Source organism: Rhodococcus sp. 06-1460-1B, from assembly GCF_002258475.1.
Taxonomy (GTDB): Bacteria; Actinomycetota; Actinomycetes; order Mycobacteriales; family Mycobacteriaceae; genus Rhodococcoides; species Rhodococcoides fascians.
Genome location: NZ_NOYS01000006.1, coordinates 196,029 through 220,200 on the forward strand (window position 1 = coordinate 196,029; position 24,172 = coordinate 220,200).

Annotated in this window: 28 protein-coding genes; 15 read left to right on the plus strand and 13 right to left on the minus strand. The window is 64.1% G+C overall.

The features are described 5' to 3' along the window. The first annotated feature begins 68 nt into the window (after positions 1 to 68). Entirely contained in the window at positions 69 to 503 is a 435-nt protein-coding gene (locus CH268_RS02835) for an MmcQ/YjbR family DNA-binding protein (protein WP_094662416.1), read from the plus strand. Continuing rightward, positions 494 to 1,378 (plus strand): LysR family transcriptional regulator, encoded by an 885-nt coding sequence (locus tag CH268_RS02840; protein WP_094662418.1) that lies wholly within the window; start codon positions 494 to 496, stop codon positions 1,376 to 1,378. Before CH268_RS02835 ends, CH268_RS02840 begins: the two co-directional genes overlap by 10 nt. On the opposite strand, the gene CH268_RS27705 is transcribed toward CH268_RS02840, so the two are convergent. From CH268_RS27705 to CH268_RS02855, 4 genes are read right to left on the minus strand one after another with little or no spacing between them, the layout of a single operon-like run. Next, entirely contained in the window at positions 1,362 to 1,535 is a 174-nt protein-coding gene (locus tag CH268_RS27705; RefSeq protein ID WP_167327633.1) for a hypothetical protein, read from the minus strand. The two genes, CH268_RS02840 and CH268_RS27705, sit on opposite strands and share 17 nt — an antisense overlap. Next, complete coding sequence (locus CH268_RS02845; protein ID WP_032367661.1) at positions 1,532 to 2,353, minus strand: carbohydrate ABC transporter permease; 822 nt, start codon at positions 2,351 to 2,353, stop codon at positions 1,532 to 1,534. The genes CH268_RS27705 and CH268_RS02845 overlap by 4 nt, the downstream gene beginning before the upstream one ends. Then, the gene (locus CH268_RS02850) at positions 2,350 to 3,396 is read right to left on the minus strand and encodes a carbohydrate ABC transporter permease (RefSeq protein WP_176457834.1); all 1,047 of its coding nucleotides are present in this window, start codon (positions 3,394 to 3,396) and stop codon (positions 2,350 to 2,352) included. The genes CH268_RS02845 and CH268_RS02850 overlap by 4 nt, the downstream gene beginning before the upstream one ends. Before the next feature lie 14 nt (positions 3,397 to 3,410). Next, the gene (locus tag CH268_RS02855; protein WP_032370043.1) at positions 3,411 to 4,691 is read right to left on the minus strand and encodes an ABC transporter substrate-binding protein; all 1,281 of its coding nucleotides are present in this window, start codon (positions 4,689 to 4,691) and stop codon (positions 3,411 to 3,413) included. A gap of 188 nt (positions 4,692 to 4,879) precedes the next feature. Here CH268_RS02855 and CH268_RS02860 point away from each other — a divergent pair, with 188 nt between their 5' ends. Further along, positions 4,880 to 5,698 carry a DUF2786 domain-containing protein gene (locus CH268_RS02860; RefSeq protein WP_032385407.1) on the plus strand — a complete coding sequence of 273 codons (819 nt, stop codon included), beginning with the start codon at positions 4,880 to 4,882 and terminating at the stop codon, positions 5,696 to 5,698. 3 nt (positions 5,699 to 5,701) lie between these two features. On the opposite strand, the gene CH268_RS02865 is transcribed toward CH268_RS02860, so the two are convergent. Continuing rightward, complete coding sequence (locus CH268_RS02865; RefSeq protein WP_094662420.1) at positions 5,702 to 6,511, minus strand: MerR family transcriptional regulator; 810 nt, start codon at positions 6,509 to 6,511, stop codon at positions 5,702 to 5,704. Between the two features lie 70 nt (positions 6,512 to 6,581). On the opposite strand from CH268_RS02865, the gene CH268_RS02870 reads away from it, so the two are divergent. Further along, entirely contained in the window at positions 6,582 to 7,391 is an 810-nt protein-coding gene (locus CH268_RS02870) for a MerR family transcriptional regulator (protein WP_094662420.1), read from the plus strand. A gap of 3 nt (positions 7,392 to 7,394) precedes the next feature. Here the strand turns inward: CH268_RS02870 and CH268_RS02875 are convergent, their stop codons facing one another. After that, the gene (locus CH268_RS02875) at positions 7,395 to 8,213 is read right to left on the minus strand and encodes a DUF2786 domain-containing protein (protein ID WP_032385407.1); all 819 of its coding nucleotides are present in this window, start codon (positions 8,211 to 8,213) and stop codon (positions 7,395 to 7,397) included. Between the two features lie 188 nt (positions 8,214 to 8,401). Between CH268_RS02875 and CH268_RS02880 the strand changes: the two genes are divergently transcribed. Genes CH268_RS02880 through CH268_RS27710 form a run of 4 tightly spaced genes read left to right on the plus strand, consistent with a single transcriptional unit; the run spans position 8,402 to position 11,731 of the window. Further along, the gene (locus CH268_RS02880; RefSeq protein WP_032370043.1) at positions 8,402 to 9,682 is read left to right on the plus strand and encodes an ABC transporter substrate-binding protein; all 1,281 of its coding nucleotides are present in this window, start codon (positions 8,402 to 8,404) and stop codon (positions 9,680 to 9,682) included. Positions 9,683 to 9,696: 14 nt separating this feature from the next. Further along, a complete protein-coding gene (locus tag CH268_RS02885) occupies positions 9,697 to 10,743 on the plus strand; it encodes a carbohydrate ABC transporter permease (protein ID WP_176457834.1) in 1,047 nt (348 codons plus the stop codon). Continuing rightward, positions 10,740 to 11,561, plus strand: a complete 822-nt coding sequence (locus CH268_RS02890; RefSeq protein WP_032367661.1) for a carbohydrate ABC transporter permease — start codon at positions 10,740 to 10,742, stop codon at positions 11,559 to 11,561. Before CH268_RS02885 ends, CH268_RS02890 begins: the two co-directional genes overlap by 4 nt. Next, a complete protein-coding gene (locus tag CH268_RS27710; RefSeq protein WP_167327633.1) occupies positions 11,558 to 11,731 on the plus strand; it encodes a hypothetical protein in 174 nt (57 codons plus the stop codon). The genes CH268_RS02890 and CH268_RS27710 overlap by 4 nt, the downstream gene beginning before the upstream one ends. Here the strand turns inward: CH268_RS27710 and CH268_RS02895 are convergent. Then, positions 11,715 to 12,599 (minus strand): LysR family transcriptional regulator, encoded by an 885-nt coding sequence (locus CH268_RS02895; protein WP_094662418.1) that lies wholly within the window; start codon positions 12,597 to 12,599, stop codon positions 11,715 to 11,717. The two genes, CH268_RS27710 and CH268_RS02895, sit on opposite strands and share 17 nt — an antisense overlap. Next, positions 12,590 to 13,024 (minus strand): MmcQ/YjbR family DNA-binding protein, encoded by a 435-nt coding sequence (locus CH268_RS02900; protein WP_094662416.1) that lies wholly within the window; start codon positions 13,022 to 13,024, stop codon positions 12,590 to 12,592. Before CH268_RS02900 ends, CH268_RS02895 begins: the two co-directional genes overlap by 10 nt. Before the next feature lie 108 nt (positions 13,025 to 13,132). Between CH268_RS02900 and CH268_RS02905 the strand changes: the two genes are divergently transcribed. Next, the gene (locus CH268_RS02905; protein ID WP_032385218.1) at positions 13,133 to 13,483 is read left to right on the plus strand and encodes a nuclear transport factor 2 family protein; all 351 of its coding nucleotides are present in this window, start codon (positions 13,133 to 13,135) and stop codon (positions 13,481 to 13,483) included. 95 nt (positions 13,484 to 13,578) lie between these two features. On the opposite strand, the gene CH268_RS02910 is transcribed toward CH268_RS02905, so the two are convergent. Both CH268_RS02910 and CH268_RS02915 read right to left on the minus strand, forming a co-directional pair. Continuing rightward, positions 13,579 to 14,661: an inositol-3-phosphate synthase gene (locus CH268_RS02910; protein ID WP_027495057.1), complete on the minus strand. Its 1,083-nt coding sequence runs from the start codon at positions 14,659 to 14,661 to the stop codon at positions 13,579 to 13,581. Next, complete coding sequence (locus CH268_RS02915) at positions 14,654 to 15,244, minus strand: PadR family transcriptional regulator (RefSeq protein WP_027495058.1); 591 nt, start codon at positions 15,242 to 15,244, stop codon at positions 14,654 to 14,656. Before CH268_RS02915 ends, CH268_RS02910 begins: the two co-directional genes overlap by 8 nt. Positions 15,245 to 15,441: 197 nt before the next feature. On the opposite strand from CH268_RS02915, the gene CH268_RS02920 reads away from it, so the two are divergent. From CH268_RS02920 to CH268_RS02930, 3 genes are read left to right on the plus strand one after another with little or no spacing between them, the layout of a single operon-like run. Beyond that, complete coding sequence (locus CH268_RS02920) at positions 15,442 to 15,885, plus strand: phage holin family protein (RefSeq protein WP_255182280.1); 444 nt, start codon at positions 15,442 to 15,444, stop codon at positions 15,883 to 15,885. Next, positions 15,882 to 16,160 carry a DUF3618 domain-containing protein gene (locus CH268_RS02925; protein WP_032367665.1) on the plus strand — a complete coding sequence of 93 codons (279 nt, stop codon included), beginning with the start codon at positions 15,882 to 15,884 and terminating at the stop codon, positions 16,158 to 16,160. Before CH268_RS02920 ends, CH268_RS02925 begins: the two co-directional genes overlap by 4 nt. Next, on the plus strand, positions 16,157 to 16,429 hold the full coding sequence (locus tag CH268_RS02930; RefSeq protein ID WP_032370038.1) for a DUF4235 domain-containing protein: 273 nt from the start codon (positions 16,157 to 16,159) through the stop codon (positions 16,427 to 16,429). Before CH268_RS02925 ends, CH268_RS02930 begins: the two co-directional genes overlap by 4 nt. 26 nt (positions 16,430 to 16,455) lie before the next feature. On the opposite strand, the gene CH268_RS02935 is transcribed toward CH268_RS02930, so the two are convergent. Together CH268_RS02935 and CH268_RS02940 are read right to left on the minus strand one after the other, a co-directional pair. Further along, positions 16,456 to 17,298 (minus strand): DUF1707 SHOCT-like domain-containing protein, encoded by an 843-nt coding sequence (locus tag CH268_RS02935; protein ID WP_094662414.1) that lies wholly within the window; start codon positions 17,296 to 17,298, stop codon positions 16,456 to 16,458. A gap of 24 nt (positions 17,299 to 17,322) precedes the next feature. After that, positions 17,323 to 18,138: a DUF1707 SHOCT-like domain-containing protein gene (locus CH268_RS02940; protein WP_255182279.1), complete on the minus strand. Its 816-nt coding sequence runs from the start codon at positions 18,136 to 18,138 to the stop codon at positions 17,323 to 17,325. 99 nt (positions 18,139 to 18,237) lie between these two features. Here CH268_RS02940 and CH268_RS02945 point away from each other — a divergent pair, with 99 nt between their 5' ends. The 3 genes from CH268_RS02945 to CH268_RS02960 all read left to right on the plus strand — a co-directional run bounded on the left by CH268_RS02945 (position 18,238) and on the right by CH268_RS02960 (position 22,992). Beyond that, positions 18,238 to 18,669: a DUF5318 domain-containing protein gene (locus tag CH268_RS02945; RefSeq protein ID WP_027495064.1), complete on the plus strand. Its 432-nt coding sequence runs from the start codon at positions 18,238 to 18,240 to the stop codon at positions 18,667 to 18,669. Positions 18,670 to 19,080: 411 nt separating this feature from the next. Then, complete coding sequence (locus CH268_RS02955; protein WP_255182278.1) at positions 19,081 to 21,432, plus strand: transglycosylase domain-containing protein; 2,352 nt, start codon at positions 19,081 to 19,083, stop codon at positions 21,430 to 21,432. A gap of 111 nt (positions 21,433 to 21,543) precedes the next feature. Further along, the gene (locus CH268_RS02960; protein ID WP_094662467.1) at positions 21,544 to 22,992 is read left to right on the plus strand and encodes a glycosyltransferase family 87 protein; all 1,449 of its coding nucleotides are present in this window, start codon (positions 21,544 to 21,546) and stop codon (positions 22,990 to 22,992) included. Here CH268_RS02960 and CH268_RS02965 read toward each other — a convergent pair. Continuing rightward, positions 22,967 to 24,100: a TerD family protein gene (locus CH268_RS02965; RefSeq protein ID WP_255182277.1), complete on the minus strand. Its 1,134-nt coding sequence runs from the start codon at positions 24,098 to 24,100 to the stop codon at positions 22,967 to 22,969. The two genes, CH268_RS02960 and CH268_RS02965, sit on opposite strands and share 26 nt — an antisense overlap. Between the last annotated feature and the right edge of the window lie 72 nt (positions 24,101 to 24,172).

The following is a 24,172-nucleotide window of genomic DNA, read 5'->3' on the forward strand; positions in this document are numbered from 1 at the left end:
TTGGTTCCGATCATCACCAGAACTTTTACTCATAGCCGCAGCTAGACGCTACGCGCTATGGTTCTCGCGTGGCCATCGATCCCACCTTGAAGCATCCGATTCTCGAACGCGTTCGCGCTCTGGCGTTCGCGTACCCCGACGTGACCGAGAAGGTTTCGCACGGCAGGCCGACCTTCCGCACGACCTCGGTGTTCGTCTACTTCGGCGGTGGCGTCAAAGGCGGCGATCAGTTCGATCTGTCGATCATCGTCAAATGCGAGAGCGCCGAGGAGCAGCGAGCCTGCGAACTCGAGCCGCGCTACTTTCATCCCGCCTACCTCGGACCCGCAGGCTGGGTGGGGTTCGACCTGAGCAGTGACCGCAAAGACAAGGCCGACAGCGATGTCTGGGCCGAAGCCGCCGAACTGATCGACTGCAGCTACCGCGTCACCGCGCCGAAGCGCGCGATAGCCCGCCTCGATGCCGGCGAAGGTCCCGATCTGGGAGTACAGCAATGGAACTGAGGCAGCTCGAGTATTTCGTCGCGGTGGCCGAGGAAGCGAACTTCACCCGCGCTGCCGCCCGCGTTCACATCAGTCAATCGGGGGTCAGCGCGCAGATCAGGGCGCTCGAGCGCGAACTCGGGGCCGAGCTGATCGACAGATCCGGTGGCACAGCCACTTTGACCACAGCCGGCCAGGCGGCGTTGCCGCAGGCCCGCGCGACACTCGCCGCGGCAGGATCCGTCAAACAATCCGTCGACGATGTGACGGGCCTACTGCGCGGCACACTGAGCATCGGTATGGTCACCGCCTGCACCGTTCCCCCACTGTTCGACGCGTTGGCGGGCTTCCACGCGGCACATCCCGGCGTCGACATTGCTTTGCGCGAGGGTAATTCGGACGATCTCGTCGCGGATGTTCGATCCGGCGAGCTGGATCTTGCGTTGGTCGGTCTCGCTTCTCGGACCCCCGCCGGACTCGAATCGATGGTGGTGATCGACGAGCGGATCGTTGCCGCCGTGCCGGCGGAGCATCCACTGGCGGCGCAGAAGGACGCGACACTCGCCGAGGTGTGCGAATATCCGATCGTTGCCCTTCCGCCGGGCACCGGAATTCGTGCGGTGTTCGACAGGGACTGCGCCGGGGGAGGTCTGTCACCGTCGATCACGTTGCAGGCCAGCGCACCTGACGCGGTAGCCGACCTCGCCACCCGCGGTTTGGGGGTCGGGATTCTCAGCCGGTCGATGGCCGAATTCTACGGCGACCGGCTCGTCGCGATCGAGCTGACCGACTCGCACACCGCCGCCCTGCTGGCCCTGGTGTGGCGCAGCGCGATGAGTCCGGCACTGGCCGAACTGGTGGCCGTAGCGACGACGAGTTTCAGCGAATCTTCTTGACGGTGAACCACAGTGCGACCAGCAAGCCGAGCAGCGCTACGGACGGCAGCACGCCGGGATCACCTCCGATGATCCCGGCTACGGCGAAACCGAGAGCTACCAGCGCAAAGAACCCGAGAATGCCTGCCAACAACTGCAGGTGGTCCTGCGCCGTCACGACTTGACGCCGCCCGCCGTCAGTCCGGAGATGATGCGGCGCTGGAACAGCAGCACCATGATCACCAGTGGAATCGCAACGATGGTGCCCGCGGCCATGATCGCGGCATACGGCACCACGAGCGGATCGTTGCCGGTGAACCGCGCGATGGCGACGGTCACCGGTTCGGTCTTGTCACTCGAGAGCTGACTGGCCAGCAGGTACTCGTTCACTGCGGCGATGAACGCGAGAATCGCGGTGGTGAACAAGGCAGGCGCGGCGAGCGGGAGCATCACCAGGCGGAATGCCTGGAATCGTCCGGCACCGTCGATCCGCGCGGCTTCTTCGAGCTCCCAGGGCAATTCGGCGAAGAACGCCGCCAGCGTATAGATCGTCAGCGGTAGAACGAACGAGATGTTCGGGATGACCATTGCCTGGTAGCTGCCGATCCACCCGATGTTGGTGAAGAACTGGAACAGCGGGGTCACCAATGCGACGACGGGGAACATCGACGCACCCAGGATGATGCCCGTCACCACGTACTTGAAGCGAAAGTCGATGCGCGAGAGTGCGTATGCGGTGAAGATGCCGATGACCAACGCGATCAGTGTGGTCGCGCCGCCCACGATCAGACTGTTGCCCACCGCACGAAGAAAATTGTTGCCGTTCGCCGTCGACAACGCGTTCTCGAAGTTCTCCCACGTGACGTGCGTCGGCCACGGCGTCGTGTCGAAGGTGTAGCGCGGGTCGCGGAATGCGGTGACGACCATCCAATAGAACGGTGCCAGTCCCCAGACGAGAATGACGACGACACCGAGATAGATGCGAGCCTGCTTCATCGGCCGGGCCCCTTACGCTGATTGTCCTGAGTGGCAACGGCATTGGCACCAAGAAACTTCACCAGGATGAACGCCACGACGAATATGAAAATGAACGAGATGGTCGACAACGACGCCGCGCTGTTGAATCCCTGCCGAATCTGATCCACCACCAGGATCGAGATGGTCCGCGTCGCGGGATTGCCCTCGGTGAGGATGGCCGGCAAGTCGTACATACGCAGTGCGTCCATGGTGCGGAACAGAATTGCCACCATCAACGCGGGCTTGACCAACGGCAGTGTGATCTTGGTGAACCGCTGCCACGCCGACGCACCGTCGACCCGGGCCGCCTCGTAGACGTCGGCGGGAATCATCTGCAACCCGGCCAAAATCAACAGCGCCATGAACGGCGTCGTCTTCCACACGTCGGCGATGATGACGGCGAAACGAGCGGGCCACGCGTCGCCGGTCCACAGAATGTTGGTTCCCAGAATGCGATTGGCGACACCGTCGTACGCGAAGATGAAGTACCAGAGCTTGGCCGTGACCGCCGTCGGGATCGCCCAGGGGATCAGGATTGCCGCGCGCAACAGGGCGCGTCCGGCGAAGGTCTTGCCCATGATGACGGCCATTCCGAAGCCGATGACCACCTCGATGGACACCGTGACGACCGTGAAGAACGCGGTGTTTCCGACGGCACCCCAGAACTGCGACCCCAGCGTTCCCGGCGGGCAGGGCACCAATGTGCCCGACGCCGAGGTGCATTGCTGCAGGATCCAGTGCGTGTAGTTGTCGAAGCCGGCAGAACCACCGGTGACGAACATTCCGGTGGCGGGATCGAGACCGGGATCCTTGGAGAAGGACATCACCAGGGCTCGGATCACCGGGTAGACGATGACGATCGCGAGGATCACCATCGTCGGTGCGATCAACAGCCAGGCCCGACCCTGCGTCAGGCCGAACCGCTTGTTCTTGGACCGCACATGCCGACCGCGGCCGGGGGACGAGCCCCCGGCCGCGGTGGTTGCGGCGGCCCCACTGGTCACACCAGCAGGTACAGCCATTGGTTCTCCCGAAATCAGTTGGCGCCGGCGGTTTCGATACCGGCCTGCATGTCCGTGATCGCCTGGTCGACGCTCTTCTCACCCTTGATGGCAGCAGAGACGTTGTCCTGCACGGCCTTCGAGACGGCCGGGTAGAACGGGGTGACTGGACGCGGAACTGCGTTCTCGATGGATGCCTTCAATGCGGGAAGGTACGGCATCGCGGCGATCAGTGCGGGATCGTCGTACAGCGACGAGAGCACGGGCGGCAAAGCACCCTCGGCGATGATGCGCTGCGCCTTCTCGCCCTGCATGAAGCGCAGGAAGTCGGCAGCAGTTGCCTTGTTCTCGGAGTACGCGCTGATCGCGGCGTTGTATCCGCCGAGCGTCGAGGTGCCCACTCCGGTGACGCCGGGAAGCGGTGCGACCGCGTACTTTCCGACCACAGCCGAACCTTCTTCTGCGGCGGTGCCGTAGACGTACGGCCAGTTGCGCAGGAACAGTGTCTTTCCGTCCTGGAACGCCTGCTGGCTGTCGGACTCCTTGAACGTGGTGTCCTGGGCCGGGATGACGCCGGTCTCGAACGCGGTGACCAGAGTCTGCAGTCCGGCCTTGGCTTCCGGACTGTTGACGGTGGGGGTCTTGCCGTCTTCGCCGACGATCGATCCGCCGTGCGCGTTGATGATCTCCGACGCGTTGGCCGTCAGACCCTCGTAGGGGGCGAATTGCCCTGCGTAGCAGTCGATGTTGTTGTCGCGAGCGACCTGGCAGTCCTCGGTGAGCTCGGCCCAGGTGGTGGGCGCTTCGGGGAGCAGATCACTGCGGTAGTAGAGCAGTCCGCCGTTGGTGTTCTTCGGTGCGGCGTACTGCTTGCCGTTGTAGGTAGCGCTCGCGACAGTCGCGGGCAGAACGCCTGCGTTGTCGAGTGCGAATTCGCCCTCGAGCGGCACGAGCCAGCCCTTGGCCGCGAACTCGGCGGTCCAGACGACGTCGAGTGCCATGACGTCGTAGTCGCTCTGCTGCGCCTGGAGCTGCTGAACGAAGTCGTCGTGGGCCTGATCGGCGTCGGCGGACTGCTCCTTGAAGGTGACCTGCTGATCGGGGTTGGCGGCGTTCCACTCCGAGATGATCTGCTGGACGACACCGGTCTCGGTGGTGTCCTGGCCCTCTACATAGGTGATAGGTCCACGGCCGTCGGCATTTTCGGATGCAGCACCCGAATCGCCGCTCGAACCGCTGTCGCTCGAACATCCGGTGAGCGTCAGCAGCGTGGCTGCTGTCGCAACCACTGCCACCTTCGTGATCAAAGACGCCATTGTTTTCTCCACTTACTTCTACGCGGTGGTATGCGCCCGGAGATGGGCACGCAGAATCGTGCTGTGATGCTCCCCCGACACATATGTCGATGGGTACTGTGGCACACAACTCACCGCGTAGGGGTCATTATCGAGTTCCTGAATCGGTCAACCCGGACGTGTCGGAGGTGCCCGGTACCCTTTCGCTCATGAGTTCGGACAAGATGCTGACGCGAATCGGCGGATTGCTGCGTCAGGCGGAGTCCACCGACAACCCCCACGAGGCCGAGGCCTTCATGGAGGCCGCGCAGCGTTTGGCCACGTCGGCGTCGGTGGATCTGGCGGTGGCGCGTTCGCACAGCGCATCCCGCGAACGGCAGGCGACGCCGACTCAGAAGGTCATCCCCATCGGTGAACCGGGCAAGCGTGGACTCAAGACCTACGTTCAACTGTTCGTCGCCATCGCCCATGCAAACGATGTGCAGTGCGACGTCGCCAGATCGTCGACGCAGGTGTTCGCCTACGGTTTCGACTCGGACATCGAGACCACCGAGGCCCTGTACTCCTCTTTGCTGATTCAAATGGTCCGAGCGTCCGACGGGTACATCAAGTCCGGTGCCTACAAATCCGAGACGGCCATCCGCACCGTCACCGAGGTCAAGAATCGTCGCCGCTACACCCGACGCGAGGAAGTGCCCGTCGCCGCCGTCACGGCACGTCTGAACTTCCAGACGGCATTCGCGTCGCGCATCGGTCAACGGCTCGCGGAGGTCAAGAAGGACACCGAGGCCAAGGCCATCGCGCAGGAGACCTCCGGTGCCGGAACCGCTCTGGTGTTGCGAGACAAAGAGATCGAGCTACGCGACTACTACCGCCAGACGTCCACTGCACGCGGGCACTGGCGAGGCCAGAGCGCGAACGCCGGGTACTCCGAGGGCGCACGCAAGGCCGGAGATCGAGCGGGACGAAACGCGAAGATCGGTGCCCACGCAGAGATCGGCGGAGCAAGCCGGCAGCTGGGCCGCTGACTGCTACGTGGCCGGTGATGCCGTGAACACCGGCCATCCGATCTCGGTACGCCAGAGCGTCGAATTCTCGGTATCCCGCGGCCCGACGACATAGACCTCGCGAACCGGCCCCGCGATTGCGAGGCCGTTGGTCTCCACGTGCACCCCGAGCGCACCGTACGTGACGTCGATGTCGTCGTGGGGTCCGTGATGAACCGTCACCGCGAGTTCGACGGGAGGCAGCGTCATCGGCCGAACTCTGCCGACGGATGGCGCATCGACGGTGGGAACGTAGACGGTCAGCTCACCCCGCCCGTCGGTGAAGAGATCGTTGTCGTACAACCCGCCCGGCGGCCCCGTGGTGTCCGATACGACCGCGTCGATCTCGGCCATCGCGTCGGAGTACCAGCCCAGCACGTCGGACGCGTCGACCACCTCGGAAATGGCTGCGACAGAACACTGTTCAGTGAGAATTCGTCGGACATCGATCGCGGGCGGAGTGGGATCGAGCAACCGGCGCAGCGCCGTCACGGCTGATCTGGTGTCGTCCAACTGACGCTCGAGTCGAGTGAGATGTTCGGCGATCAGTCGAGCGCGGGCATCGGGATCGGGTGTCTGCACGATTGCCCGCACCTCCCGCTCCGGCATCTGCATCTTCCGGAATCGACCGATGATCTGCGCGACCCCGACCTGATCGGTGGCGTAGTACCGATAGCCCGAGTAGTCGTCGACCGTCGCGGGTTCGAGCAGCCCCGACTCGTGATAGCGACGCAGGGTCTTCACCGACAGATGGGTGATTCGAGAGAACTCGCCGATCGTGAGCAATCCGTTCATGCCCACATTCTCACCCCTCCCTGTGGGGGAGAGTCGACTCTCCCCCACAGGGAGGGGTGAGAATGTGGGCATGAACGGATTGCTCACGATCGGCGAGTTCTCTCGAATCACCCATCTGTCGGTGAAGACCCTGCGTCGCTATCACGAGTCGGGGCTGCTCGAACCCGCGACGGTCGACGACTACTCGGGCTATCGGTACTACGCCACCGATCAGGTCGGGGTCGCGCAGATCATCGGTCGATTCCGGAAGATGCAGATGCCGGAGCGGGAGGTGCGGGCAATCGTGCAGACACCCGATCCCGATGCCCGCGCTCGACTGATCGCCGAACATCTCACTCGACTCGAGCGTCAGTTGGACGACACCAGATCAGCCGTGACGGCGCTGCGCCGGTTGCTCGATCCCACTCCGCCCGCGATCGATGTCCGACGAATTCTCACTGAACAGTGTTCTGTCGCAGCCATTTCCGAGGTGGTCGACGCGTCCGACGTGCTGGGCTGGTACTCCGACGCGATGGCCGAGATCGACGCGGTCGTATCGGACACCACGGGGCCGCCGGGCGGGTTGTACGACAACGATCTCTTCACCGACGGGCGGGGTGAGCTGACCGTCTACGTTCCCACCGTCGATGCGCCATCCGTCGGCAGAGTTCGGCCGATGACGCTGCCTCCCGTCGAACTCGCGGTGACGGTTCATCACGGACCCCACGACGACATCGACGTCACGTACGGTGCGCTCGGGGTGCACGTGGAGACCAACGGCCTCGCAATCGCGGGGCCGGTTCGCGAGGTCTATGTCGTCGGGCCGCGGGATACCGAGAATTCGACGCTCTGGCGTACCGAGATCGGATGGCCGGTGTTCACGGCATCACCGGCCACGTAGCAGTCAGCGGCCCAGCTGCCGGCTTGCTCCGCCGATCTCTGCGTGGGCACCGATCTTCGCGTTTCGTCCCGCTCGATCTCCGGCCTTGCGTGCGCCCTCGGAGTACCCGGCGTTCGCGCTCTGGCCTCGCCAGTGCCCGCGTGCAGTGGACGTCTGGCGGTAGTAGTCGCGTAGCTCGATCTCTTTGTCTCGCAACACCAGAGCGGTTCCGGCACCGGAGGTCTCCTGCGCGATGGCCTTGGCCTCGGTGTCCTTCTTGACCTCCGCGAGCCGTTGACCGATGCGCGACGCGAATGCCGTCTGGAAGTTCAGACGTGCCGTGACGGCGGCGACGGGCACTTCCTCGCGTCGGGTGTAGCGGCGACGATTCTTGACCTCGGTGACGGTGCGGATGGCCGTCTCGGATTTGTAGGCACCGGACTTGATGTACCCGTCGGACGCTCGGACCATTTGAATCAGCAAAGAGGAGTACAGGGCCTCGGTGGTCTCGATGTCCGAGTCGAAACCGTAGGCGAACACCTGCGTCGACGATCTGGCGACGTCGCACTGCACATCGTTTGCATGGGCGATGGCGACGAACAGTTGAACGTAGGTCTTGAGTCCACGCTTGCCCGGTTCACCGATGGGGATGACCTTCTGAGTCGGCGTCGCCTGCCGTTCGCGGGATGCGCTGTGCGAACGCGCCACCGCCAGATCCACCGACGCCGACGTGGCCAAACGCTGCGCGGCCTCCATGAAGGCCTCGGCCTCGTGGGGGTTGTCGGTGGACTCCGCCTGACGCAGCAATCCGCCGATTCGCGTCAGCATCTTGTCCGAACTCATGAGCGAAAGGGTACCGGGCACCTCCGACACGTCCGGGTTGACCGATTCAGGAACTCGATAATGACCCCTACGCGGTGAGTTGTGTGCCACAGTACCCATCGACATATGTGTCGGGGGAGCATCACAGCACGATTCTGCGTGCCCATCTCCGGGCGCATACCACCGCGTAGAAGTAAGTGGAGAAAACAATGGCGTCTTTGATCACGAAGGTGGCAGTGGTTGCGACAGCAGCCACGCTGCTGACGCTCACCGGATGTTCGAGCGACAGCGGTTCGAGCGGCGATTCGGGTGCTGCATCCGAAAATGCCGACGGCCGTGGACCTATCACCTATGTAGAGGGCCAGGACACCACCGAGACCGGTGTCGTCCAGCAGATCATCTCGGAGTGGAACGCCGCCAACCCCGATCAGCAGGTCACCTTCAAGGAGCAGTCCGCCGACGCCGATCAGGCCCACGACGACTTCGTTCAGCAGCTCCAGGCGCAGCAGAGCGACTACGACGTCATGGCACTCGACGTCGTCTGGACCGCCGAGTTCGCGGCCAAGGGCTGGCTCGTGCCGCTCGAGGGCGAATTCGCACTCGACAACGCAGGCGTTCTGCCCGCGACTGTCGCGAGCGCTACCTACAACGGCAAGCAGTACGCCGCACCGAAGAACACCAACGGCGGACTGCTCTACTACCGCAGTGATCTGCTCCCCGAAGCGCCCACCACCTGGGCCGAGCTCACCGAGGACTGCCAGGTCGCTCGCGACAACAACATCGACTGCTACGCAGGGCAATTCGCCCCCTACGAGGGTCTGACGGCCAACGCGTCGGAGATCATCAACGCGCACGGCGGATCGATCGTCGGCGAAGACGGCAAGACCCCCACCGTCAACAGTCCGGAAGCCAAGGCCGGACTGCAGACTCTGGTCACCGCGTTCGAGACCGGCGTCATCCCGGCCCAGGACACCACGTTCAAGGAGTCCGACAGCCAGCAGGCGTTCCAGGACGGAAAGACACTGTTCCTGCGCAACTGGCCGTACGTCTACGGCACCGCCGCAGAAGAAGGTTCGGCTGTGGTCGGAAAGTACGCGGTCGCACCGCTTCCCGGCGTCACCGGAGTGGGCACCTCGACGCTCGGCGGATACAACGCCGCGATCAGCGCGTACTCCGAGAACAAGGCAACTGCTGCCGACTTCCTGCGCTTCATGCAGGGCGAGAAGGCGCAGCGCATCATCGCCGAGGGTGCTTTGCCGCCCGTGCTCTCGTCGCTGTACGACGATCCCGCACTGATCGCCGCGATGCCGTACCTTCCCGCATTGAAGGCATCCATCGAGAACGCAGTTCCGCGTCCAGTCACCCCGTTCTACCCGGCCGTCTCGAAGGCCGTGCAGGACAACGTCTCTGCTGCCATCAAGGGTGAGAAGAGCGTCGACCAGGCGATCACGGACATGCAGGCCGGTATCGAAACCGCCGGCGCCAACTGATTTCGGGAGAACCAATGGCTGTACCTGCTGGTGTGACCAGTGGGGCCGCCGCAACCACCGCGGCCGGGGGCTCGTCCCCCGGCCGCGGTCGGCATGTGCGGTCCAAGAACAAGCGGTTCGGCCTGACGCAGGGTCGGGCCTGGCTGTTGATCGCACCGACGATGGTGATCCTCGCGATCGTCATCGTCTACCCGGTGATCCGAGCCCTGGTGATGTCCTTCTCCAAGGATCCCGGTCTCGATCCCGCCACCGGAATGTTCGTCACCGGTGGTTCTGCCGGCTTCGACAACTACACGCACTGGATCCTGCAGCAATGCACCTCGGCGTCGGGCACATTGGTGCCCTGCCCGCCGGGAACGCTGGGGTCGCAGTTCTGGGGTGCCGTCGGAAACACCGCGTTCTTCACGGTCGTCACGGTGTCCATCGAGGTGGTCATCGGCTTCGGAATGGCCGTCATCATGGGCAAGACCTTCGCCGGACGCGCCCTGTTGCGCGCGGCAATCCTGATCCCCTGGGCGATCCCGACGGCGGTCACGGCCAAGCTCTGGTACTTCATCTTCGCGTACGACGGTGTCGCCAATCGCATTCTGGGAACCAACATTCTGTGGACCGGCGACGCGTGGCCCGCTCGTTTCGCCGTCATCATCGCCGACGTGTGGAAGACGACGCCGTTCATGGCGCTGTTGATTTTGGCCGGGTTGCAGATGATTCCCGCCGACGTCTACGAGGCGGCCCGGGTCGACGGTGCGTCGGCGTGGCAGCGGTTCACCAAGATCACACTGCCGTTGGTCAAGCCCGCGTTGATGGTGGCAATTCTGTTCCGCACCATGGACGCACTGCGTATGTACGACTTGCCGGCCATCCTCACCGAGGGCAATCCCGCGACGCGGACCATCTCGATCCTGGTGGTGGATCAGATTCGGCAGGGATTCAACAGCGCGGCGTCGTTGTCGACCATCTCGTTCATTTTCATATTCGTCGTGGCGTTCATCCTGGTGAAGTTTCTTGGTGCCAATGCCGTTGCCACTCAGGACAATCAGCGTAAGGGGCCCGGCCGATGAAGCAGGCTCGCATCTATCTCGGTGTCGTCGTCATTCTCGTCTGGGGACTGGCACCGTTCTATTGGATGGTCGTCACCGCATTCCGCGACCCGCGCTACACCTTCGACACGACGCCGTGGCCGACGCACGTCACGTGGGAGAACTTCGAGAACGCGTTGTCGACGGCGAACGGCAACAATTTTCTTCGTGCGGTGGGCAACAGTCTGATCGTGGGCGGCGCGACCACACTGATCGCGTTGGTCATCGGCATCTTCACCGCATACGCACTCTCGCGCATCGACTTTCGCTTCAAGTACGTGGTGACGGGCATCATCCTGGGTGCGTCGATGTTCCCCGTCGTCGCATTGGTGACCCCGCTGTTCCAGTTCTTCACCAACATCGGGTGGATCGGCAGCTACCAGGCAATGGTCATCCCGAACATCTCGTTCGTTCTACCGCTGACGATCTATACGCTGGCGGCGTTCTTCGCCGAATTGCCCTGGGAGCTCGAAGAAGCCGCGCGGATCGACGGTGCCGGACGATTCCAGGCATTCCGCCTGGTGATGCTCCCGCTCGCCGCGCCTGCCTTGTTCACCACCGCGATTCTCGCGTTCATCGCCGCAGTGAACGAGTACCTGCTGGCCAGTCAGCTCTCGAGTGACAAGACCGAACCGGTGACCGTCGCCATCGCGCGGTTCACCGGCAACGATCCGCTCGTGGTGCCGTATGCCGCGATCATGGCCGCGGGCACCATCGTTGCGATTCCACTGGTGATCATGGTGCTGCTGTTCCAGCGCCGCATCATCTCCGGACTGACGGCGGGCGGCGTCAAGTCGTGACGGCGCAGGACCACCTGCAGTTGTTGGCAGGCATTCTCGGGTTCTTTGCGCTGGTAGCTCTCGGTTTCGCCGTAGCCGGGATCATCGGAGGTGATCCCGGCGTGCTGCCGTCCGTAGCGCTGCTCGGCTTGCTGGTCGCACTGTGGTTCACCGTCAAGAAGATTCGCTGAAACTCGTCGTCGCTACGGCCACCAGTTCGGCCAGTGCCGGACTCATCGCGCTGCGCCACACCAGGGCCAGCAGGGCGGCGGTGTGCGAGTCGGTCAGCTCGATCGCGACGAGCCGGTCGCCGTAGAATTCGGCCATCGACCGGCTGAGAATCCCGACCCCCAAACCGCGGGTGGCGAGGTCGGCTACCGCGTCAGGTGCGCTGGCCTGCAACGTGATCGACGGTGACAGACCTCCCCCGGCGCAGTCCCTGTCGAACACCGCACGAATTCCGGTGCCCGGCGGAAGGGCAACGATCGGATATTCGCACACCTCGGCGAGTGTCGCGTCCTTCTGCGCCGCCAGTGGATGCTCCGCCGGCACGGCGGCAACGATCCGCTCGTCGATCACCACCATCGATTCGAGTCCGGCGGGGGTCCGAGAAGCGAGACCGACCAACGCAAGATCCAGCTCGCCGGATCGAACATCCGCGACGAGATCGTCCGAATTACCCTCGCGCAAAGCAATGTCGACGCCGGGATGTGCCGCGTGGAAGCCCGCCAACGCGTCGAACAGTGGGGGAACGGTGCAGGCGGTGACCATACCGATGCTCAGTGTGCCGCGCAGTAGGCCCGTCACATCGTCGACGGATTGTTTGACGGATCCTGCCGCGGCGAGTGTCGCGCGGGCCTGCGGCAACGCCGCCTGGCCGGCTGTGGTCAAAGTGGCTGTGCCACCGGATCTGTCGATCAGCTCGGCCCCGAGTTCGCGCTCGAGCGCCCTGATCTGCGCGCTGACCCCCGATTGACTGATGTGAACGCGGGCGGCAGCGCGGGTGAAGTTCGCTTCCTCGGCCACCGCGACGAAATACTCGAGCTGCCTCAGTTCCATTGCTGTACTCCCAGATCGGGACCTTCGCCGGCATCGAGGCGGGCTATCGCGCGCTTCGGCGCGGTGACGCGGTAGCTGCAGTCGATCAGTTCGGCGGCTTCGGCCCAGACATCGCTGTCGGCCTTGTCTTTGCGGTCACTGCTCAGGTCGAACCCCACCCAGCCTGCGGGTCCGAGGTAGGCGGGATGAAAGTAGCGCGGCTCGAGTTCGCAGGCTCGCTGCTCCTCGGCGCTCTCGCATTTGACGATGATCGACAGATCGAACTGATCGCCGCCTTTGACGCCACCGCCGAAGTAGACGAACACCGAGGTCGTGCGGAAGGTCGGCCTGCCGTGCGAAACCTTCTCGGTCACGTCGGGGTACGCGAACGCCAGAGCGCGAACGCGTTCGAGAATCGGATGCTTCAAGGTGGGATCGATGGCCACGCGAGAACCATAGCGCGTAGCGTCTAGCTGCGGCTATGAGTAAAAGTTCTGGTGATGATCGGAACCAACTGTTGGACTTCTGACTGCGCCGGTTCGAGACTCGAATCCATGACACAGACACCCGCACAAATTGCAGCAACCTACTTCGAGGCCTGGAAGGCGAAGGACTTCGACACTCTGGCGTCGATCCTGCACGAAGACGCCACGTTTCGGGGTCCACTGGGCACCGCCGACAGCGGCGAAGAATGCGTCGCCGGGTTGAAGGGAATGTCGCAGATCGTCACCGACATCGACATCGCGCACGTCTTCGTCGATGGCCCGAACGTGCTGACGTGGTTCGAGCTGCACACGTCGATCGCACCCCCGGCCCCCACCGCGAACTGGCAACGAATCGAGAACGGCAAAATCACCGAAATCAGGGTGACATTCGACCCGCGCGCCATCGTCGAGGCGGGATAGACGAACGCCCGCCGGTACTCAATGTGACATTTGGTGGCCTTTTCGGGGGTCAATGTCACGTTGAGTGGACCGGCGGGCGTCAGTGCCGCACAGAATTACGCGTCGATGATGAAGGCTTCGAGTTGTTCGCGAGCGACGTCGTCGGCCAGCTGCTTCGGCGGGCTTTTCATCAGGTAGGCGGAAGCCGGGATGACCGGTCCACCGATGCCGCGGTCCTTGGCGATTTTCGCGGCGCGGACTGCGTCGATGATGACGCCGGCGGAGTTGGGCGAGTCCCAGACCTCGAGCTTGTATTCGAGGCTCAGGGGAACGTCACCGAAGGCGCGGCCTTCGAGGCGGACGTAGGCCCACTTGCGGTCGTCGAGCCAGCCGACGTGGTCGGACGGTCCGATGTGGACATCCTTGGCGTTGAATTCCTTCTGCAGGTTCGACGTGACGGCCTGGGTCTTGGAGATCTTCTTCGACTCGAGGCGGGTGCGCTCGAGCATGTTGAGGAAGTCCATGTTGCCGCCGACGTTGAGCTGCATGGTGCGGTCGAGCTGCACGCCGCGGTCTTCGAACAGCTTCGCCATGACACGGTGGGTGATGGTGGCACCGACCTGGCTCTTGATGTCGTCGCCGACGATGGGGACGCCAGCGTCCTCGAACTTCTTGGCCCAGACGGGGTCGGAGGCGATGAAGACGGGGAGGGCGTTGACGAAGGCGACGCCTGCGTCGATGGCGGCCTGTGCGTAGAACTTGTCGGCTTCTTCGGATCCGACGGGGAGGTAGGACACGAGGACGTCGACCTTGGCGTCACGCAGTGCCTGTGCGACGTCGACTGCTTCGCCGTCGGCCTCGGTGATGGTCTCGCGGTAATACTTTCCGAGGCCGTCGAGGGTCGGTCCGCGCAGGACGTGGACGTCCTTCGGGGGCACGTCGGCGATCTTGATGGTGTTGTTCTCGCTGGAGAAGATGGCCTCGGAGAGGTCGAAGCCGACCTTCTTGGCGTCGACGTCGAACGCGGCAACGAACTCGACGTCGCGGACGTGGTACTTGCCGAACATGACGTGCATCAGGCCGGGAACGGTGGCGTTCTCGTCTGCGTCCTTGTAGTACTCGACACCCTGGACCAGGGATGAGGCGCAGTTGCCCACACCCACAATGGCCACGCGGATTGCGTTGTTGTTCTCACCCATGGTCGGGTTCTCCTTCTGTCTTGACTGTCCTGTTTGGTGCTGTGTGGGACGGTGCTGGGTTGGGGGCGGCTTGCTCGGCTGCGATGACTTCGTTGAGCCAGCGCACCTCGCGTTCGCTCGATTCGAGACCGAGCTGGTGGAGTTGCCGGGTGTAGCGGTCGAGTGTTCCGTTCGCCTTGGCCACAGCGTCGCGGAGGCCTTCTCGGCGCTCCTCGACCTGGCGTCGTCTGCCTTCGAGAATGCGGACCCGAGCTTCTGCCGGGGTTCGACTGAAGAAGGCCAGATGTACGCCGAATCCGTCGTCGGTGTAGTTCTGCGGTCCGGTGTCGGCCACCAGTTCGGCAAATCGTTCCCTGCCGAGGGGGGTGAGCACGTACACCCGTTTTGCTCGTCTTTTCACGAGCAGTTCGGGACCGGCGTCCTCGGCGATGAGCCCGTCGGTTTGTAGTCGACGGAGCGCCGGGTACAGCGATCCGTACGAAAACGCACGAAATGCTCCGAGCAGGCCGGTCAGCCGCTTGCGAAGCTCGTAACCGTGCATGGGTGATTCGAGAAGTAGTCCGAGAATTGCGAGCTCGAGCATGCAACTCCCCCTTCTCGAATCCAACGATCACATCCTGGCGATGCGATGAGCCACACTATCGGAGAATGTATCGCGCCGATACATGAAGTGACAAACCAATGGCCGGTTACATCGCGCGAACCGGCATTCGCGGACGTGTTTTTCGGGGTCCTTCGCGGGTATCGACACAGGACGGCACTACATCGAAGGAGCGCATCATGCACGAATACGATCAACCGCCCCCGCTGTCGAACGGCGAGTCCGAGCGCGGTTCCCACGTGGCGGACCTGTCGACGGTGCAACTGATCGAGCGACTGACGACTCAGGTCTCGACGCTCGTCCGGACCGAGATCGACGCCGGACTCGCCGAAGTCAAGAGCAAGGGAAGCCGCCTCGGGGTAGGCGTCGGAATCTCCGGCGCGGGTGCGCTGCTGCTGTTCCTCGGGCTCGCCACCTTGATCGCTACCGCAGTGCTCGGACTGGCGACAGTGTTGTCCGCATGGCTCGCAGCGCTGATCGTCGCGATCGTGGTGCTGGCGATCGGGGGCATTCTGGCCGCAGTCGGCGCGTCACGGGCCAAGAAGGCCTTGCCGCCGATTCCCGCGGACACCGCAGCACGTATCGGCGACGACATCACCGCAGTGAAGGAGGGAATCCGATGACCGACACACCGGCGCACAGTGTTCCCGGCAACTCCGATCAGCCGCCCAGCATCGAGGAACAGCGTTCCGAACTGGCCGACACTGTCGCCGCTCTCGCGGCCAAAGCCGACATCCCCACTCGAGTGGGCAACGAGGCCTCTCGACAGGCGACACGTGCCTCCGATGCGGTGCGCAGTAGGCCCGGCACTGCCGCTGGGGCCGTGGGCTTCGTGGTGACCGCAGTGTTGGTGACGGTTCTTCTTCGTCGCCGACGTACGAGAAAGGTGTTTCGATGAGTGCAGTATCGAAGGCGTTCTACAGACCGATGTCGTTGGCGACGAGTGTGCTCGGCGGGCTGGCGGCCGGCGCGGTGTTCAAGCAGGTGTGGAAGCACGTCGGCGACGACGACGCGGCGGCCCCCGACCCGAAGGATCTGAATCGCTCCGTCCGAGAGGTGCTGATCGCGGCAGCTGTCCACGGTGCGGTGTTCGGCGTCGTCAAGGCCGCAGTCGACAGGGCAGGGGCAACCGGTTACCGCGCCATCACGCACGAGAGCCCGAAGTAGCTGACACGCAACATGATTCGCGGCGTCTATCGGCTTACCGAGACGATGTTGCCCGCGAAGTCCGCTTCGACGCGGCCACCCTGATCGTCGTCGTTGTGTGCGGTGATCAAGATGCGCTGCTCGCCGCGGGAATCGGTGATCATGACGTACTCGACGGCGGCGTCCGGAACCCCGACGGCCTCGGGCGTTCCCGCGACGAGGCCTGCCAGAACCGCAGAATCGATTGTGGCCCAGTCGAAGAGCGCCTCTTGTGCGTCTGGCGCGTCGGTTTCGTGATACACCTCGAACCCCCCGGAGACGAACACGCGCTCTCGTCGGCCCTCTGCCGTCGGGCGATAGACGTCGGCACGGTTGCCGTCCATCTGAATGAACACCTCGAGAACCTGCGAACTCCCGAAGCGTTCCACGTAGCGTTCTCGGAAATCGTCGAGTCCGGCTGCCGTGTCGAAAACGAACGGGCGAGCGACTATCGGGGTGACGTCGACCGGCAGGTCCATCGGCACGGTGGGGGTCACGCTGCGCGTCGTCGTGGACGCGACGACGGCAGCAGTCGGAACCGGTTCTTCGCCGGTCCTGGTCGACAGAAACACCACCAGCCCTACAGTCACGATGACGACCGAGCCGAGTGCCAGCAGTAGCCGGTTCTTCGGTTCGGATGTTCGCGGCGGTGGTTCCGGAAGGTCGACGTCGATTTGTAGGTCGGAGACCAGTCGTCGCAGATCACGCAGGGTGATGGCCACCCGGGCACGTTCGCTGCGTAGGCGGTGCTCGTCGAAGGTGAGCTGGCCGTCGGCGTAAGCGGAGTCCAGAACGGTGGCGGTCAGCGCGCGGTCTATGTCGCGAGCGCGAAAATCGGGTCGTTGAGCCACCTGCGGGCTTCCTTTCCGGACTGATCAGCCGAACGAAAACGGCGTGACACGCAGGAAGTTGCCTGCGGGATCGAACAGGAGAGTTCCGCTTTCCTGGTCGGTGTTGTCGGCGGAGACGGAAATTTGCGGACCGTTGTCGCTGCCGTGGAAGCTCACGTTGTAGCTGTCGATGCGACTCATGTTCAAGCTCTCGCGGGCACCGGCGATGATCCCCGCTGCCTTCGTCAGGTCGACCGTCGCCAGGTCGATCTGAGGTCCGTCGAAGTCGCGGGTGCTCGAGAAATTGTCGTCGTAGTCGTCGATCACGCCGTTGCGATAGGTGTAGCTGACCTGCTTCTGTGGCACCCCGGGTGCAGGTGCCGAAATGACGGCGTAGTCCTCGTACAACCCGAGTCTGTCGACCACCGACGTGCCGATCTTCTGTTGCAGTGCATCGACGATATCCACTACGACTGCGGGATTCTTGTACCCGGCCGACCCGAGACCCGATTCGGGGTCATTGGTGTTCGAGCACGCGCGAATGCCGAAGGTGAGCGCCACGAGTGCGGCAACGGCAGGGACCGCGACGGCCATGAAGCCCAGGCGTGAGCCCTTTGCCGTCGTGATCGGATGCGCGAACTCGATCGGGTCGGCCATCGGCGGCAGATCGGTGTCGTTCTGAAGGTCCTCGATGAGGGCGTGCAGATCGGCGATCGTGTCGGCTTCCTTCGCCAGATCGATCCTTGCGGCGTGCTCGAAATCGGACAGCTGGCCATCGGCGAGTGCTTCGTCCAACGTGGCGCAAGTATCGGTGCGATCCACATCACGCGCTCGCGTACTGGGTGACAGTCGCGTCGGCACAGGTGGAGCATAGTTTCTCGGCCCAGGAATGGGGGTCGATCGTCGTCCAGGCGGGGATCGCAGGTCTCCATCGACACTGCCGCACGTACTCTGGTTCTCGTGCGACTTCAGCGACAGGTGGTGGACTACGCCCTTCAGCGTCGGTCGCTGCTGGCCGAGGTCTACTCCGGTAGGACGGGCGTGGCAGCGGTCTGCGACGCAGATCCCTATCTTCTACGTGCCGCCAAGTTCCACGGCCGCGGCAGCGACGTAGTGTGCCCGATCTGCCGGAAGGAGCAGCTCACGCTGGTGTCGTGGGTGTTCGGCGAGAAGCTCGGACCCCTGTCCGGCTCCGCGAGAACGGCCGACGAACTCGGCCGGCTGGCTGCCACCCAAGAGGAATTTTCGGTCCATGTGGTCGAGGTCTGCCGCTCGTGCAGCTGGAATCACCTCGTCCAGTCCTACGTCCTCGGGGCCGTGCCCGCACCCAAGCAACCCCGTCGCCCACGATCGGGATCCCGTCAACCGAACCGTCGAACTGCGAGTGAATGACACAATCGCTTCGCTGAACCCAGCCACCGAGAATTCGACGCGGCCGCCGAGATTACTGGAGATTCGTACGTGAGTTCCCCCTACGACAACAACCCGGGTAACAACGAACCTGGCCGTAGCGACTCCGGACGGCGCCCCGACGTGCCCGGACCACCGCGCGGCAGCCGCCATTCCGATCCGCCCGGACGTCGTCCGGTACCCCCACCGGGCCAACGTCCGGTGCCTCCTCCGGGCCAACGTCCGCTACCGCCTCCGGGCCAACGTCCGCTACCGCCTCCGGGTCAGCGCCCCGGACCGCCTCCTGGGCAGCGTCCGATGCCACCGCAGGGGCGACCGCCGATGCCACCTCCGGGCCAGCGCCCCGGGCCCCCTCCTGGGCAGCGTCCGATGCCACCGCAGGGTCGACCGCCGATGCCTCCCGCCGGCCAACGCCCGGGTCCGCCTCCGGGCCAGCGTCCGATGCCACCGCAGGGTCGACCGCCCGGTGACGGTCGCTACGCCGCGGCAGGTGTCACCCGATCGGGATCCGTCCCGCCGCCACACGAACCGAACGATCCATCAGCTAGCTCCTCGGGCAACGAACCGCCCGAGCCCCCCGAAAGAGGTTCCGCCGCGAAAACGAAGAAGAAGTCCAAGTGGCGGGTAGTTCGACGCACGTTGTATGCGTTGGTCGCCTTGGGCCTGATAGTGCCGATTCTGCTGTTCATGGTGGCGTACACGCTGGTGGACGTCCCGCGGCCCGGTGACCTCAGGACCAATCAGGTCGCGACGATCTTCGCCTCCGACGGGTCGAGCGTGCTCGGCAAGGTGGTGCCACCCGAGGGCAACCGAACCGATGTCACGATCGACCAGATTCCGGAGCACGTGCGTAACGCCGTGCTCTCGGCGGAGGATCGCGACTTCTATTCCAATCCCGGGTTCTCGGTGACCGGCTTCGGCCGTGCCCTGCGCGACAACGTTCTCGGACGTGACAGCGCGGGCGGCGGTTCCACAATCACCCAGCAGTACGTCAAGAATGCGGTGGTCGGCTCCGAGCGGACGTTGACGCGCAAGATGCGGGAGCTGGTCATCTCGTCGAAGATGGCTCGCCAATGGTCCAAGGACGACATTCTCGCGGCGTATCTGAACACCATCTATTTCGGTCGTGGCGCTTATGGCATCGCTGCCGCGTCGACGGCGTACTTCGGCAAATCCGTGGATCAGCTCTCGGTCGAGGAAGGCGCAGTACTGGCTGCGACCATCCAGCAACCGTCCGGACTCGATCCGGAAGTCAACCCCACCGGTGCTCAGTCGCGGTGGAACTACGTGCTCGACGGCATGGTCTCGCAGGGCCAGCTCGATGCGACTCAGCGTGCGGCGATGCAGTATCCGCAGTGGGTCCCCATTTCTCAGGTCGATTCGGGCGATGCCGCCGACGCAGGTCCCAACGGTCTGATCAAGGCGCAGGTTTTGCGTGAATTGTCGGCTGTCGGGGTCAGTGATCAGGATCTGAACACCGAGGGTCTGCAGATCACGACGACGATCGATCCGAGGGCGCAGGCCGCCGCGGTCGAGGCCGTGGACAACAACCTGCAGGGTGAGCCGTCGGAGCTGCGTACGGCGTCGGTGTCGATCGATCCGCGCAGTGGCGCGGTCCGCTCGTACTACGGCGGCGCGGACGGGCGCGGTTTCGACTTCGCTCAGTCCGGGTTGCAGACCGGATCGTCGTTCAAGGTGTTCGGCCTCGCCGCTGCCTTGGACCAAGGCATTCCGCTGTCGAAGATGTACGACAGTTCCTCGCTCGACGTCAACGGCATCCAGATCAGCAACGTCGAGGGCGAATCCTGTGGCACGTGCACCATCGCCGAAGCCCTCAAGCGGTCGCTGAACACGAGCTTCTACCGCATGATGCTGGGCATGGACAACGGCCCGCAGGCGATCGCGGACATGGCACACAAGCTCGGTATCCCGCAGGAGATCGAGGGCGTCGGCCCCACGCTGACCGAGCCCGACAACGCGGGCCCGAACTACGGAATCGTGCTCGGCCAGTACCAGTCGCGGGTGATCGATATGGCCTCGGCCTACGCCACACTGGCAGCCTCCGGCGTCTACCACACCCCGCACTTCGTGCAGAAGGTCGTCACGGCCGACGGCACGGTGTTGCTCGATCGTGCACCCGAGGCCGGTCAGCAGGTCGTCTCGGCGGCGGTGGCCGACAACGTGACGTCGGCGATGCGTCCGATCGCCGGGTACTCCAACGGTCACAACCTCGCGGGTGGTCGTCAATCGGCGGCGAAGACCGGTACCGCGCAGCTCGGTGATACCGGGCAGAACAAGGACGCCTGGATGGTCGGGTACACCCCGTCACTGTCGACGGCGGTGTGGGTCGGTACCGAGCAGGGCTTGCCGCTCGAGAACAGTTACGGCGGTCCGATCTACGGATCGGGCATACCGTCGGACATCTGGAAGGCGACGATGGACGGCACGCTCGAGGGCACCTCGAACGAGACGTTCCCGACGCCCGAGGCCATCGCCGGTCAGGCAGGTGTCCCGCAGTACTCGGCACCGGCTGCCCCGGTCACGACGGTGGCTCCGTCCGCGCCGCCGCCCGTGACTCTGCCGATTCCGACGGAGATCTCGCCTCCGGTGGTCATCACGCCGCGTCAGGTCGAGATTCTGCCGGGCGTCACCATTCCGCTGCCGGGTCTGGCCCCGGCTCAGCCCGCACAGCCACCGGCAGCCCCCGAGCCGGCAGCCCCCGAACCGGCGACTCCCGGCCAGTAGCACCGAACGGTGACGACCGAACCCGAGCGCAAGGGCAGAGCCCTTGCCAGTCCTGGTCGCCTGGACACGGCGAGTGCAACGGACCGTGACGCACCCAGCCGTACCGATCCGATGACCGAGGAACTGTCCTCGGTCATCGGCGGGCCGGTGGGCGCGCACGCTCTGGTCGGTCGGCAACGGTGGTTCACTGCGCTGCGGGTCATCCTGTTGCTCGCTGTGGTCTTTCTCTGCTTCGGTTGGTTCGCCAAGGCGGCGTGCATTCAACAGGCACCGGTGGGTCCGAACGGTGAACTCGGTCTCGACTGGAGCGGCAGTCGCCAGTACGTGGCGATGTGCTATTCGGACACCGTGCCGCTCTACGGTGCCGAGCGGCTCGACCAAGGTGCGTTTCCGTACAAGAAGTCCTGGGAAGAAACCAAGGCCGACGGGTCGAGTCAGATCCGGTACATGGAGTACCCGGTCATTGCCGGCCTGTACCAGTACGGCTCGATGGTCGTCGGAAAGGCATGGAACTCACTGAGTTTCCTGCCGCAAGCCCTGCCTGTGGTCGTCTACTTCAACGTCGTTGCTCTGGGATTGGCCGTCGCGTGGCTGGTCACCGTGTGGGCGACGGCGATCTCGGCGGGGCGACGCATCTGGGACGCTGCCCTGGTGGCTGCCTCACCGCTGGTGATCGTGCATGGATTCACCAATTTCGACGCTCTCGCAACGGCATTCGCGCTCACCGGTCTGCTGGCCTGGGCCAAGAAGCGGCCCGTATTGGCCGGTGTACTGCTGGGCCTCGGCGGTGCCACCAAGCTCTATCCTCTGTTGTTCCTCGGACCGCTGCTGGTGTTGTGCTGGCGGGCCGGCCGCATGCGCGAGTGGGGGCTGACCGCAGTGGCTGCCCTCGGGGCCTGGCTTGCGGTCAATCTTCCACTGGCCCTGCTGTATCCGACGGGGTGGTACGAGTTCTTCCGGCTCAACTCCGAGCGCGGAGCCGACCCCGATTCGCTGTACAACGTCGTCACTTCCTTCACCGGATGGACGGGCTTCGACGGCCCCCTCTATCCGGGGGACAAGCCGATGGTTCTCAACGCAGTCACGCTGATGCTCTTCGCCGTCTTGTGTGCGCTGATCGCCTACATCGGTACGACGGCTCCGACCCGGCCGAGGCTGGCCCAGTTGGTGTTCCTGGTGGTGGCCGGGTTCCTGCTGACCAACAAGGTGTGGAGTCCCCAGTACTCGCTGTGGCTGGTCCCTCTCGCGGTGCTGGCTCTACCGCATCGTCGAATCCTGTTGGCGTGGATGGCAATCGACGCGTTCGTCTGGTTCCCCCGGATGTACTACTACCTGGGCGTGGACAACAAGGGTCTGCCCGAACAGTGGTTCACCGCCACCGTGGTCGTGCGCGATATCGCAGTGATCGGCTTGTGCGCGTTGATCGTTCGGCAGATCTACCGGCCGTCGGAGGATCTCATTCGAAACGGCAGCGCCGTCGACCCGCTCGGTGGCGTACTCGACGGCGCTGCAGATCGAACCGGTCGGCGTGCGGTCACATATAGCGGCCGAGCTGCTTGACGGCTTCACCGGCGTGCTTGGCCTGGATGCCGTCGCCGATGGCCTGTAGCTTCCATTCACTGCCCTGGCGGTAGACCTTCGCCATCACCAATCCGGTGAACGGCATGCCGCCCTGCAGGGTGAAGCGGGCGAGTTCGGTGTTGGTGGTGTTGTCGACCAGCCGGCAGAACGCATTGGCGACCTGCTCGAACGTCTGGCCGCGGTACGAGGTGACCGTGAAGACGATGCCGGTGACGTGCTGGGGTACCCGCGTCAGATCGACGACGATGACCTCGTCGTCGCCCTCGCCCTCACCGGTCAGGTTGTCTCCCTTATGGGTGATCGACCCGTCCTTGGCGTTGAGCTGGCCGTAGTAGACGACATCGTTGACGTTGCGATCTGCCAGCATGATCGCCGATGCGTCCAAGTCGATGTTCGCCGCACGGCCTCCGCCGCCGAACAGTCCACCCTTCTTCGGTGTCGTCACCGGATCCCAGCCGAGGCCCATGCGAATCACCGTCAGGGCCACGCCGCCGTCCTTGCGCAGCGTGACCTTCTGACCCTTGGACAGACTGACGGGCTTGGACTTGGTCAGACTGACTTCCGGAGCCGGCGCGTCGTCCACGGAGACACCGTGATCGGTCACCAACGCAGCGAAACCACCCGCGTATCCCTGCCCCACGGCGCGCACTTTCCAGCTCCCCTGGCGGCGGTAGATCTCCAGAGCGATGACGATGGACTCGGAGCTGAGGCCCTCGATCGTGTACTCGTACAACACATTTCCCGCGGTGTCGCTGACTCGCGCGACCGGGGGCGCCGATCGGCCGAAGTTGCTCGACGCGTCGTCGAGGGTGATGACCGCACGGATCTGCTCGATGTCGGACGGAACGGCGCCGAGCGAGACGGCGAGCCGAGCCGGCCCGCCCTGCCCGGGTTCGAGGCGGACGCCGGGGCCGGTCGGCTGATTGAAGAACACGAAATCGGCGTCCGTGCGCACCTTTCCGGCGTCGGTGACCAGAAGTGCAGACAGGTCGGCCGGCACCGCAAGGGCGATGGACACGACGACGTCGCCGACGGTGAGGGGGCCGTTCTGACCCTTGGACAACGGTTGACCGGCCGGAGCAGACAATGTGGTGGACTCTCTCTCGAAGTGCTGGTTACCGTCATCCAATGTACTTGGTCGATTTGTCCGACTGATGTG

What these genes read in the sequence shown, in the direction of transcription:
- CH268_RS02840 (WP_094662418.1), top strand. Translation starts at nt 494, where the DNA reads ATGGAACTGAGGCAGCTCGAGTATTTCGTCGCGGTGGCCGAGGAAGCG.
- CH268_RS02845 (WP_032367661.1), bottom strand. Translation starts at nt 2,353, where the DNA reads ATGAAGCAGGCTCGCATCTATCTCGGTGTCGTCGTCATTCTCGTCTGG.
- CH268_RS02850 (WP_176457834.1), bottom strand. Translation starts at nt 3,396, where the DNA reads ATGGCTGTACCTGCTGGTGTGACCAGTGGGGCCGCCGCAACCACCGCG.
- CH268_RS02855 (WP_032370043.1), bottom strand. Translation starts at nt 4,691, where the DNA reads ATGGCGTCTTTGATCACGAAGGTGGCAGTGGTTGCGACAGCAGCCACG.
- CH268_RS02860 (WP_032385407.1), top strand. Translation starts at nt 4,880, where the DNA reads ATGAGTTCGGACAAGATGCTGACGCGAATCGGCGGATTGCTGCGTCAG.
- CH268_RS02865 (WP_094662420.1), bottom strand. Translation starts at nt 6,511, where the DNA reads ATGAACGGATTGCTCACGATCGGCGAGTTCTCTCGAATCACCCATCTG.
- CH268_RS02870 (WP_094662420.1), top strand. Translation starts at nt 6,582, where the DNA reads ATGAACGGATTGCTCACGATCGGCGAGTTCTCTCGAATCACCCATCTG.
- CH268_RS02875 (WP_032385407.1), bottom strand. Translation starts at nt 8,213, where the DNA reads ATGAGTTCGGACAAGATGCTGACGCGAATCGGCGGATTGCTGCGTCAG.
- CH268_RS02880 (WP_032370043.1), top strand. Translation starts at nt 8,402, where the DNA reads ATGGCGTCTTTGATCACGAAGGTGGCAGTGGTTGCGACAGCAGCCACG.
- CH268_RS02885 (WP_176457834.1), top strand. Translation starts at nt 9,697, where the DNA reads ATGGCTGTACCTGCTGGTGTGACCAGTGGGGCCGCCGCAACCACCGCG.
- CH268_RS02890 (WP_032367661.1), top strand. Translation starts at nt 10,740, where the DNA reads ATGAAGCAGGCTCGCATCTATCTCGGTGTCGTCGTCATTCTCGTCTGG.
- CH268_RS02895 (WP_094662418.1), bottom strand. Translation starts at nt 12,599, where the DNA reads ATGGAACTGAGGCAGCTCGAGTATTTCGTCGCGGTGGCCGAGGAAGCG.
- CH268_RS02905 (WP_032385218.1), top strand. Translation starts at nt 13,133, where the DNA reads ATGACACAGACACCCGCACAAATTGCAGCAACCTACTTCGAGGCCTGG.
- CH268_RS02910 (WP_027495057.1), bottom strand. Translation starts at nt 14,661, where the DNA reads ATGGGTGAGAACAACAACGCAATCCGCGTGGCCATTGTGGGTGTGGGC.
- CH268_RS02915 (WP_027495058.1), bottom strand. Translation starts at nt 15,244, where the DNA reads ATGCTCGAGCTCGCAATTCTCGGACTACTTCTCGAATCACCCATGCAC.
- CH268_RS02920 (WP_255182280.1), top strand. Translation starts at nt 15,442, where the DNA reads ATGCACGAATACGATCAACCGCCCCCGCTGTCGAACGGCGAGTCCGAG.
- CH268_RS02925 (WP_032367665.1), top strand. Translation starts at nt 15,882, where the DNA reads ATGACCGACACACCGGCGCACAGTGTTCCCGGCAACTCCGATCAGCCG.
- CH268_RS02930 (WP_032370038.1), top strand. Translation starts at nt 16,157, where the DNA reads ATGAGTGCAGTATCGAAGGCGTTCTACAGACCGATGTCGTTGGCGACG.
- CH268_RS02955 (WP_255182278.1), top strand. Translation starts at nt 19,081, where the DNA reads ATGCCTCCCGCCGGCCAACGCCCGGGTCCGCCTCCGGGCCAGCGTCCG.
- CH268_RS02960 (WP_094662467.1), top strand. Translation starts at nt 21,544, where the DNA reads ATGACCGAGGAACTGTCCTCGGTCATCGGCGGGCCGGTGGGCGCGCAC.